Below are 10,381 nucleotides of genomic sequence, written 5' to 3' on the forward strand. Positions count from 1 at the left end.
GCCATTAAGCAAGATATTTTATTGAAAACAACCAATCTGCGGCTTTGCCCGTTTGTATGAGCATACTCCAAAAGTTTAACAAAGCTTCGGAGTGGGTAGTACGTGAGTAATAGCATAGGCAACGATTATTCAGTGGGTTGCTCGACGGGTAGAAAGTGGTGAGCGAGATGGCAGATAAAATTAGAGCTGGAGTGATCGGGAACGGCTTTATCGGGCCGGCCCATATAGAGGCTGTGCGCAGATTGGAGTTTGTTGAAGTCGTCGCAGTGGCACAAAGCACGCAGGAAAAAGCGGACCTTAAGGCGGAGGAGTTAGGTGTACCTCTAGCTTATGGAGATTATCGGGAGCTTCTTCGCAACCCTGACATTGATGTCGTCCATAATTGCACGCCTAATCATCTTCATGTGCAGATTAACCGAGAGATTATTGAGAGCGGGAAGCATGTGCTCTCCGAGAAGCCGCTTGCCATGTCGAGCTCGGAATCGAGGGAGCTGCTGGCATTGGCAAGGAAATATGGCGTCGTTCATGGCGTGAATTTTAATTATCGCCAGTTTCCCATGATGAGGCAGCTGGCGGAGATGGTGAAGCAAAATGAATTTGGCAAAATCAATCTGATCCATGGCAGCTATTTGCAGGACTGGATGCTCTACGATACGGACTATAATTGGCGTTTGGAGGATGAGAGCGGTGGCAGGTCACGTGCGGTAGCCGATATCGGCTCGCATTGGTGCGATACTGTCCAATATGTAACGGGCAAAAAAATTACACAGGTGTTCGCAGATCTGTGGACGGTGTTTCCCATCCGGAAAAAACCGCTTTCCCAGACGGAAACGTTCAGCGCAACTAACGAAACTGTGGCAGAGCAGTATGAGGAAATTCCAATTCATACAGAGGATTACGCTTCGGTACTGATTCGTTTTGACGATGGCAGCAGGGGTGTTTTTACCGTATCCCAAGTCAGTGCTGGCCGCAAGAACGCGCTTAGCTTTGAGCTGAATGGCACTCGAAAATCGGCTTACTGGAAGCAGGAGGAGCCTGCCAAGCTTTGGATTGGACATCGCGATCGCTCGAATGAGCTGCTAATGGCTGATCCGGCTTTGTTTCTCAAGAAAGCAAGGCCTTCGATTCACCATCCCGGAGGACATACGGAGGGATGGCCGGACTCAGTCAAAAATATGATGATGCAATATTATCACTTTATTCGGGATGGCAAAGATCCGTTAAAGGATACGCCGAGCTTCGCAACCTTTGCGGACGGGCACGTATCCATGTGCATAATGGAGGCGATCCTTAAGAGCCATGAGCAGCAGCGGTGGGTGACGGTAGAAGAGTAGAGCAAGTCGTTTTTACAGCTCAAAGGAAGAGGCTGCCAGCTGACAGCGGCCTCTTCTTTTGGCTATTGAATTTAGTCGTAACAACTAAAACCTCAAAGGAATTCACAGCTTGCGGACACTGTCCCTCGCTATAACCTCGGTAGCCAGCATCACATGATGAGTAACTTCTTTGCCTTCAAGCAGGTCGATAAGCACTTGGGCGGCATGAAAGCCGAGCTCGTACTTATGCTGGTGAACCGTAGTCAGCGCCGGCGTGCAATAAGCAGTCAGGTCGATGTTGTCAAAGCCAATGATCGAGATATCCTGAGGCACTTGTTTGCCCATGTCTTTTACGCCCTGCATAGCTCCAATTGCCATTAAATCACTCGCGCAAAATAAAGCGGTGACCTCCGGCTTGCTGGATAAGATTTCGATAGCGGCGTCATGCCCGCCTTGCTCGGAGAATCGGCCGTCGACCACCAGCGAATCATCGAAGGGAATGGCGCTATTATGAAGCGCTTGACGATAGCCCTCCAGCCGCAGCAAGCTTACATCCGCTTGGGCATGGCCGTTAATCATCGCAATGTGGCGATGCCCGTTTTGGAGCAGATGGTCTACAGCAGCGACTGCACCATTTAGGTTGTCAGACGTGACATAACCGACCTGCGGTCCCTCCAACGTAATATCAATGAGCACGCATGGAATATCCGACGATACAATTTCTTTCAAATACGGGTCATCCAAACGAATGCCCATGATGATAACCCCATCAACTCCGCGTTCCTGGCATAAGGTTTTGTAAGATTTGATGGTTTGCTTCTGAGGAGTCGTGCTGAATAACACGAGATCGTAATCGAGCTCCCCGGAACGATCGTTAATTCCGCATAGAACCTCAAAGGCGATATTGTCCTTAGAGCTGGCTCTTGTCACATTGGAGAGAAGCAGTCCGAGTGTTTTTGTTTTTTTGGAAATCAATGATCTCGCAGCCATGTTGGGACTGTAGCCGAGCTGATCTGCAATGGTGCGAATTTTGAGCCGTGTGCCTTCGTTAACATCGTCATAGCCATTCAAAGCGCGGGACACGGTCGTAACGGAAACACCGGCTGATTTGGCAATATCTTTAATCGTGACCATAGAATACCTCCGGAATATCGTAAATCTCAACGTGTTAAATGTGAAAAATGAAATTATAAATTCGGGCTTGTAAATGCTTTCATCATGATCTATAATTCGATTATATCGTATCCGAAACGTTTTGGATAGCTGGAATGCCTAGTTTCACATTACAGCTGCCTATTTTTTTGTCTCTTTTCCGAAACGTTTCGGATAACGAATAGTAATTTTGCGCATAGTAAGCTATTAACGTAAGAAATGAGGGGAAAGCTTGGATTATCGAGTCATCAAAGAAAATGATTTATTCCTCATGACGGACAGGGATGGCAACATTCCTGCAGGTGATGTTGCAGGACTAGGTCTCTACACGAGAGATACACGGTTCTTAAGCAGAATGGAAATTCGGATCAATGGCCAGAAGCCGATTCTACTATCTTCCGCTGCCGACGAGAATTATATTTCAACCTTTCGCCTAACTAATCCGCATATGGAAGAGAATGGCGAGCTTCAGCTTTGGCGTGAATCCGTAGAGGTCGAGCGTACGCGCTTCATCTACGAAGGAGCGCTATATGAGACGTTGAAGCTTACCAGCTACTATCCGAAAGCTGTACAATTCGATTTTTCCGTGCTGCTCGATGCGGATTTTGCCGATATGTTCGTCGTGCGCGGCTTTCAATATGGCGAGCTGGGCAGCAAGACGGGAGATCAGATCGGCCAAGGGCAAAGAATAATCGGGTATCTTGGAGCAGATGGCGTGCGCCGCGAAACGAAAATTAAATGGAATACGCCAGAGAGCCTGATTAGCGAGTCTGGGGAACTGCATTTCGATGTAAAGCTGAATCATCGGGAAAACGCTGAAATCGCTTTCTTTATAGCGCCGATTATCGATGGCGCAGAGCCGAAGCAGCATGAGGCTGTGGAAGCGATGAAGAAGCTAAGAGCATCTTATCAAGATTGGAATGAGTCATCCACAGTGATTCAGAGTGATGTGCCGCTGTTCGATAAGCTCTACCATCGTGGTGTGCAGGATTTGCGCGTATTGCTTACAGATCTTGGATACGGGGCGTTTCCGGTTGCGGGCTTGCCTTGGTTCTCAGTGCCTTTCGGCCGCGATAGCCTGATTGCCGCCCTGCAAATGCTTTCCTTGAATCCGCAAATCGCCAAAGGCACGCTGCTCACGCTAGCTGCTTATCAGGGCCAGAATGAGGATGAGTGGCGAGATGAGCAGCCAGGCAAAATCATGCATGAAATTCGCTATGGCGAATTGGCTGGAACAAATCAGGTACCATTTACGCCTTACTATGGAACGATTGATGCGACGCCGCTATTTTTACTGCTTGCCGCTGAATATTATCACTGGACAGGTGATGCAGCATTTGTAAGCACGTTAATGCCGCATTTGGATGCCGCACTGAAGTGGATCCAAGCATTTGGCGACTGCGACGAGGATTCCTTTGTGGAATATTATCAGAAGTCATCCAAAGGGATTGCGAATCAAGGCTGGAAGGATTCTGCGGATTCAGTCGTTCATCGCAGCGGAGATTATGCGGAGGCTCCGATCGCGCTTGTCGAGGTTCAAGGCTATGTGTATCAAGCGCTTACTCGTCTTGCCCCTATTTTTAGAAGCTTGGGTCATGAAGAACAGGCGGATGGCATGCTATCCGAAGCAGAGCTGCTGCGTGAACGCTTTGAGCGCGACTTCTGGATGGAGGATGAGCAGTTTTACGCCATTGCACTCGATAAGGAGAAGAAGCGGGTCGACTCGGTAACCTCGAATGCTGGTCATATTCTAATGTCAGGTATAGCCTCTCCCGAGCGTGCAAAGGCTGTGGCTGAGCGCTTGATTGCTCCTGATATGTTTGGCGGCTACGGCATTCGGACGATGAGCACGGATGCATCTGGCTATAACCCGATGAGCTACCATGACGGAAGCATCTGGCCGCATGACAATTCGATGTGCCTGCTTGGCCTGAGCCAAGGCGGATTTGCAGAGGAAGCAGTTACGGTGATGCAAGGCTTGCTGAACGCCGCTGAAAAATTCGAATACTATAGGCTGCCCGAGCTGTTCTGCGGGTATGACGATTCTCTTGGTGCTCCGGTTCCATACCCTGTGGCTTGTTCGCCGCAAGCATGGGCAGCGGGTACGCCGCTGACCTTTGTACAGGCGTTGCTGGGCCTGCGGCCGGATGGCTTATCGCGTCAAATTACAATCAAGCCGGCTTTGCTCCATGGCATGAACATGCTGAAAGTGGAGCGTCTACAAATCGGCAGCGGTACGCTCAGCCTTCGCGTCACTCGCGGAGCAGAGGGGCCGAAGGTTGAGATTTTAGCCAACTCAACCGGTTATGAGCTGATCTCTTAGGTTTTACGCAATCGTTAATATATACATGATTCACATTACTTAAGGAGGTTGTATGTATGAGGAAGAAATCAGGGGTTTTGGTCTTGTCTTTCATGTTGGCAGTTGTCCTTATTTTGTCCGCTTGTGGCAAAAATGAAAACAACGCCGGCACAGGTTCAACAGAAACAAATAATGGAACCAAGCAAGAGGCAACAAAAGAACCGGCTGCCGAGCAAGTTACGGTCACGCTGGCAGGCTGGGGCGCAAGCCCGGAAGAGCAGGACCTGCTGAACCAGACGCTTAAGGAATTTGAAACCAAATATCCGAATGTGAAGGTCAACTACGAGGTCATTGCCGATCAGTATATGGACGTAATCAAGACTAGACTCATTGGCGGAGAAGGGCCGGATGTTTTTTACTTGGATGCTTTCGAGGCACCTGGACTTATCGAGCGCAACGTGCTTGAGCCGCTGGACAGCTATGTAACACCAGAGTTTGACGTTGCAGACTTCGAGCAGCCAATGGTAGACGCGTTCAAGCAGGAAGGCGTATCCTATGGTTTCCCTAAGGACTTCTCGACGCTTGCCATGTTCTACAACAAAAAGGATTTTGCCGAGGCAGGCATTACCGCGCCTCCGACTACGTGGGATGAGCTTGAGGAGGCTGCAGTTAAACTGACGAAAAAAGAAGGCGACAAAACCGTTCGCTACGGCTTCGGCGTTGCGCCTGAGCTTGCCCGTCAAATGTTTATGATTCAAGCTTTCGGAGGCAAGGTTTCCGATGATGAAGGCAATGCCGCCTTTGCATCCCCGGATGCATTGAAAGGCCTTCAGCTTGTAACGGATATGCACAATGTTGACAAAGCCTCCGGCGAGCCAAAGGAAGTTGGCGCTGGCTGGGGCGGAGAAATGTTCGGCCAAGGCAAAGCCTCTATCGTATTTGAAGGAAACTGGGCAATTCCGTTCCTTGAACAGAACTATAAAGACTTGGATTACGGCACAGCAGAGCTGCCAACCGTAAACGGAAAGAAAGGCACAATGGCGTTCACGGTAGCTTACGTGATGAACAAAGAATCGAAGAAGAAAGAAGCTGCATGGCAGCTGATCTCCTTCCTGACTGGCAAAGAAGGCATGAAAACCTGGACGAGCAAAGGCTTTGCGCTTCCTACTCGTAAATCCGTCGCACAGGAGCTAGGCTATGACAAGGACGAGCTTCGCAGCGCGATCGTAGCAGGCGCTTCCTATGCAACGCCTTGGCAAGCGGGCTCGACGCTGCCTACGATTATGAGCAACTTCAACAATCAATTCGTAGACACGTTTATGGGCAATTCCAAGCTTGAGGATGCGATGAAAAAAGCAGAAACCGTTGCGAACAAGGAAATTGCAGCAGCGAAGTAGGAGGAAGGGGAGGGAGAGCAGGTAGAGCTCCCTCCTTCATTCTTTGATCATGATGTGAAAGGAGAAGATTAGGTATGGCTGAGGCCTCTTCATGGAAAAAGAAACTGAAAAATAACGCGACCGGTTATCTGTTTCTGCTTCCAACCATTCTAGTACTTGGCACTTTTTTGTTTTTGCCTGTTTTCTATTCCCTCTATCTATCGGGACACAAAGTTAATTTGCTTGGCGACGTCAGCTACAAGTGGATCGGCGTAAACAACTTCACCCGGATGGCCGGAGATGAACGTGCATGGATTGCCCTTAAAAATACGGCTTCCTTCGCGTTGTTTGTGGTACCGCTGCAAACGGCCTTTGCGATCATGCTTGCTGTTATCTTAAATGCAAAGCTAAGATTCAAAAACTTTTTCCGGATCGTGTTTTTTATGCCGACGGTTACCTCATCGGCGGTGTTGTCTCTGATCTTTATGTGGATATACAATTCAAACGGCCTGCTGAACCGGGTGCTCGAATTTGTAGGTTTGCATGGCTATAACTGGCTTGGAGATCCGGCGGTCGCCATGAAGGCGATCATGCTTATGAATATATGGTCCACCGCTCCGTTTTTTATGGTCGTCTTTCTGGCAGCGCTCCAGGATATCCCTGATGCGCTGTATGAATCGGCGATGCTCGATGGGGCAGGCGCGTGGAGGCGCTTCATCTCCATTACATTGCCGCTAATTAAACCTGCGACCTTCTTTACGGTGGTCATGGGCATTATCGGGACCTTCCAGCTCTTTGACCAGTCCTATATTTTCTCTGCGGGCTCAGGCGGACCGAATAACTCAACGCTCACGGTAGCACTGCTTATTTATCAGTATGCATTCAAAAATCTCGACTTTGGCTACGCTTCTGCGCTTGCTGTCATGCTGGCTGCGGTCATTATGATTGTTACGTTGATTCAGCGCAAGCTGTTTGCCGAAGAGAAGCTGAACTAGGAGGGCGATTAAGTGGTATTTCAACAATCCAAATGGGGAAAAGCGATCCTTTACTTTCTTTTATTCGCATACGGCTGCGTTACGGTCGCTCCTTTTCTATGGGCGCTGTCCTCTTCGTTCAAGCCGCTAAGCGAGATTGTATCCGGAGGCATTAATTTTATTCCAAAAGAATTCACCCTTCAGAACTACTATGATATTTTCGTCAAAGAGCCGCTGTTTCTCCGCTGGATGTATAACAGTGCGCTTATAGCGGTAGTGGCCACGGTGTGCAACACGTTGTTCAACTCCATGGCAGGTTATGCGCTTGCGCGAATCGACTTTGCCGGGAACAAGATCATGTTCATTCTGATTCTTGCTGTTCAAATGATTCCGGGGCAGCTTACGATTGTGCCCGCCTATCTCATCATGAAGCAGCTTGACTTGCTGAACACCTATGCGGCCCTGACTTTGCCGATGATGGCAAATGCGACGTTTATATTTATGATGCGTCAATTTTTCCTCAGCTTTCCGAAGGAACTGGAAGAGGCTGCAGAGATGGACGGACTGAATCGGTTCGGGGTGTTTTTCCGCATCGCGCTTCCGCTTGCCGTTCCTGCGCTTGCAGCGCAGACGATCTTCGTGTTCATGGGAGCGTGGAACGAGTTCCTCAAGCCGCTCATGTTCATGTCAGATAAGTCTATGTTTACATTGACGCTTGGACTTAATACCTTTAAAGGGCAATATATTAGCCACTGGAACTATATTATGGCGGCTTCCATGGTGTTTACGCTTCCAGCCCTTCTTATTTATGCATTCTTTAACCGCTTCTTTATTAAAGGAATAACGTTTACCGGCGGAAAATAACGAGTACTCAGTCCAAAAGCCTTCCAAACATAAAGCGGCCTTATCGCAGTATTTTAAACTGTGAAGGCCGCTTTTTTAGCACAATAAAGGGTTGTTCTGTCCCTAGTGGGTTATGTAACGAGGAGGTTGGCAGCCTGCTAACGTTCAGCTTCAATAAGCTCATGAATCCGTGTCATTGTATCTTTGAACTCTATGCCATCATGATTCCAGAGAATGATATCGGCATATTGCCTATATTCGATGCTTAATTCGAGCTCTTCTGCATTTTTCACCCGCTTAAGGATTTCTTCTGCTGCGCTTCCTCTTGCTTCTAATCTTCGTCCAATCGTTTCGATATTTGCGCCGACATAAATAGCTATTGTGTTTGAATAAAGTTGTTTTAGAGCGAGCACGCCTGCCAGGTCCATGACGATATGGGCAATGCCGGCTGCGTTCAACACCTCATCGATACTCGATTTAAGCGTTCCGTAATAGTATCCGTTGTACTCCGTCCACTCAATAAATTTATTAGCTTCTATAGAAGCTTTAAATAATAAGGCGTCCATAAAAATATAATGAACCCCCGTTTGCTCATGCTCTCTGGGGGGTCTTGTCGTTGCCGTAATGATTTTTGGATAGCCGCTATGGATCAGCTGTTTTTGTATTTCGGATTTGCCCGAAGCGGATGGGCCATAAAAGGCGAATATTTTTCCCAAACGAAAGCTCTCCTTTACTTTTTCTTAATATAGTACTTACAATAATGACCATATATTGCTAAAATGGCTCTAATTGAAATCAGCTGGGAGCGAGCCTATGATTCTTTATAAACACTCTTCGAATTTATTTTATAATGATACAGATATTCAGAGGCAGATCAATAAAGAAAATGCAAAGCAGCGGATTTCGATCCGCGATGATTTTGAACGTGATTTTGGCAGGGTCATTCATTCGGCTGCCTTTCGTCGTCTGCAGTCGAAAACACAGGTGATCGGCATAAGCGAAGGGGACTTTCATCGAACGCGGCTAACCCATTCCCTTGAAGTATCTCAAATCGCAAGAGGAATAGCCACAACCTTGAACGAAAAATATCATATCTTTAAAGAGTCGGAAAACAAGATTGATATTTCCCTTATTGAAGCTGCCGCATTAGCTCATGATTTGGGACATCCGCCTTTCGGGCATCAGGGAGAGCGTGCGCTGAACTCGTGTATGAGTAAATTTGGCCTTAATTTTGAAGGGAATGCGCATACGTTCAGACTGCTCACCAATGGGCAAGGGGATTTGGAAACGGGACTTGATTTAACACGGGCTGTACTATTGTCCATTCTGAAGTACCCAGCCAGCATGAAACGGTTGAATAACCCGAACGTGCCGGAAAAACCGCCCAAGTGCAGTGTCTTTGAAGAGGACGAGCATGTATTCGAATGGGTCATTGAAGCTTTTACAGCCGAGGAACAAGCCTATTTCAAGCAAATATCGGATGAACAGCCTGGTAAGCACCAAAAAACAATAAACAAAACCTTTGAATGCTCAATCATTGAATTGGCCGACGATATTGCTTACGCTACGTATGACTTAGAAGATGCGGTGAAACTTAACCTAATTAAATCGGAGCATCTATATGAGATTGCGGAGAGGCATAGATCCGTTTCCTCGGCAAGAATCGCTGGGGCCTTGAATAGCTTCATGGAGAAAAGCAGTCATTTAAACGTGCAGACGAAGCCATTGTTTGCTGATCTGGTATCGGGCTTTATTAATGAGATTACAATTGTGGAGCCTCAGCCCTCGTTCTCATCAAACCGTTTGCGTTATAAGGCTGTCATCCCTGAGGATGCGATGCTGCTGCTGGAGGATTTGAAGTCGCTGGTTGGGGAGCATGTTATTTTCTCGCAAAAGGTGCAAACCTTTGAGTGGCGCGGCGGGAAAATCATTGAGAAACTATTCGATGCTATGGTGCATGATAAGAACCTGCTCCCGGAAAATAGAAAAATAAGCTGGGATGCATCAAGCGAGCGGGTGAATGCAAGACTGGTTTGCGATTATATTGCAGGGATGACGGATACCTATGCGTTAAAAATGTATTCTCGCTTATATGAAGCTGCAGGCGGAAGATTGTTCGATATCTGAATTAGGACTCATCGGAAGGGAACAGCTGTTATCTGAAGGAGCTGTTCCCTTCCTTCCAAACAGGCGTTAGAAATGAGATAAAAGCATGATAAAACCTATAAAACATAAATATCTTTATTTATTTCAAAAAAAGACTTGCAATACACTATTCATACATGGTATATTCTAATTCCGGCCGAGAGAAACACGCGGACGACAAGCAAAACAAGCAACACGAACGAAAGAATAGATTGCTCTTTGAAAACTGAACAACGAGTAATAACTGCCTCGCAAATCCTTCGGGATAAGCGAAAA

General features: G+C 47.5%; 8 protein-coding genes. 6 read left to right on the forward strand and 2 right to left on the reverse strand.

Annotated elements, in window-relative coordinates; all coding sequences use genetic code 11:
• Positions 1 to 167 precede the first annotated feature (167 nt).
• Positions 168 to 1,334 (forward strand): Gfo/Idh/MocA family protein, encoded by a 1,167-nt coding sequence (locus tag FJQ58_RS07605; protein ID WP_139991891.1) that lies wholly within the window; start codon positions 168 to 170, stop codon positions 1,332 to 1,334.
• 102 nt (positions 1,335 to 1,436) lie between these two features.
• On the opposite strand, the gene FJQ58_RS07610 is transcribed toward FJQ58_RS07605, so the two are convergent.
• Positions 1,437 to 2,447: a LacI family DNA-binding transcriptional regulator gene (locus FJQ58_RS07610; protein WP_139991893.1), complete on the reverse strand. Its 1,011-nt coding sequence runs from the start codon at positions 2,445 to 2,447 to the stop codon at positions 1,437 to 1,439.
• Positions 2,448 to 2,697: 250 nt separating this feature from the next.
• On the opposite strand from FJQ58_RS07610, the gene FJQ58_RS07615 reads away from it, so the two are divergent.
• From FJQ58_RS07615 to FJQ58_RS07630, 4 genes are all read left to right on the forward strand, one after another.
• Positions 2,698 to 4,788, forward strand: a complete 2,091-nt coding sequence (locus FJQ58_RS07615) for an amylo-alpha-1,6-glucosidase (protein WP_139991895.1) — start codon at positions 2,698 to 2,700, stop codon at positions 4,786 to 4,788.
• 56 nt (positions 4,789 to 4,844) lie between these two features.
• Positions 4,845 to 6,164 (forward strand): ABC transporter substrate-binding protein, encoded by a 1,320-nt coding sequence (locus FJQ58_RS07620; RefSeq protein ID WP_139991897.1) that lies wholly within the window; start codon positions 4,845 to 4,847, stop codon positions 6,162 to 6,164.
• Positions 6,165 to 6,238: 74 nt separating this feature from the next.
• Positions 6,239 to 7,138, forward strand: a complete 900-nt coding sequence (locus FJQ58_RS07625; protein ID WP_139991899.1) for a carbohydrate ABC transporter permease — start codon at positions 6,239 to 6,241, stop codon at positions 7,136 to 7,138.
• A gap of 12 nt (positions 7,139 to 7,150) precedes the next feature.
• Positions 7,151 to 7,981, forward strand: coding sequence for a carbohydrate ABC transporter permease (locus FJQ58_RS07630; RefSeq protein WP_139991901.1), 831 nt, complete (start codon positions 7,151 to 7,153; stop codon positions 7,979 to 7,981).
• A 137-nt stretch (positions 7,982 to 8,118) separates the two neighbouring features.
• On the opposite strand, the gene FJQ58_RS07635 is transcribed toward FJQ58_RS07630, so the two are convergent.
• Entirely contained in the window at positions 8,119 to 8,676 is a 558-nt protein-coding gene (locus FJQ58_RS07635; protein ID WP_139991903.1) for a guanylate kinase, read from the reverse strand.
• 97 nt (positions 8,677 to 8,773) lie between these two features.
• Between FJQ58_RS07635 and FJQ58_RS07640 the strand changes: the two genes are divergently transcribed.
• The gene (locus FJQ58_RS07640; protein WP_139991905.1) at positions 8,774 to 10,087 is read left to right on the forward strand and encodes an anti-phage deoxyguanosine triphosphatase; all 1,314 of its coding nucleotides are present in this window, start codon (positions 8,774 to 8,776) and stop codon (positions 10,085 to 10,087) included.
• Positions 10,088 to 10,381: the final 294 nt, after the last annotated feature.

It is taken from the genome of Paenibacillus paridis (assembly GCF_006345825.1).
Classification (GTDB): domain Bacteria; phylum Bacillota; class Bacilli; order Paenibacillales; family Paenibacillaceae; genus Pristimantibacillus; species Pristimantibacillus paridis.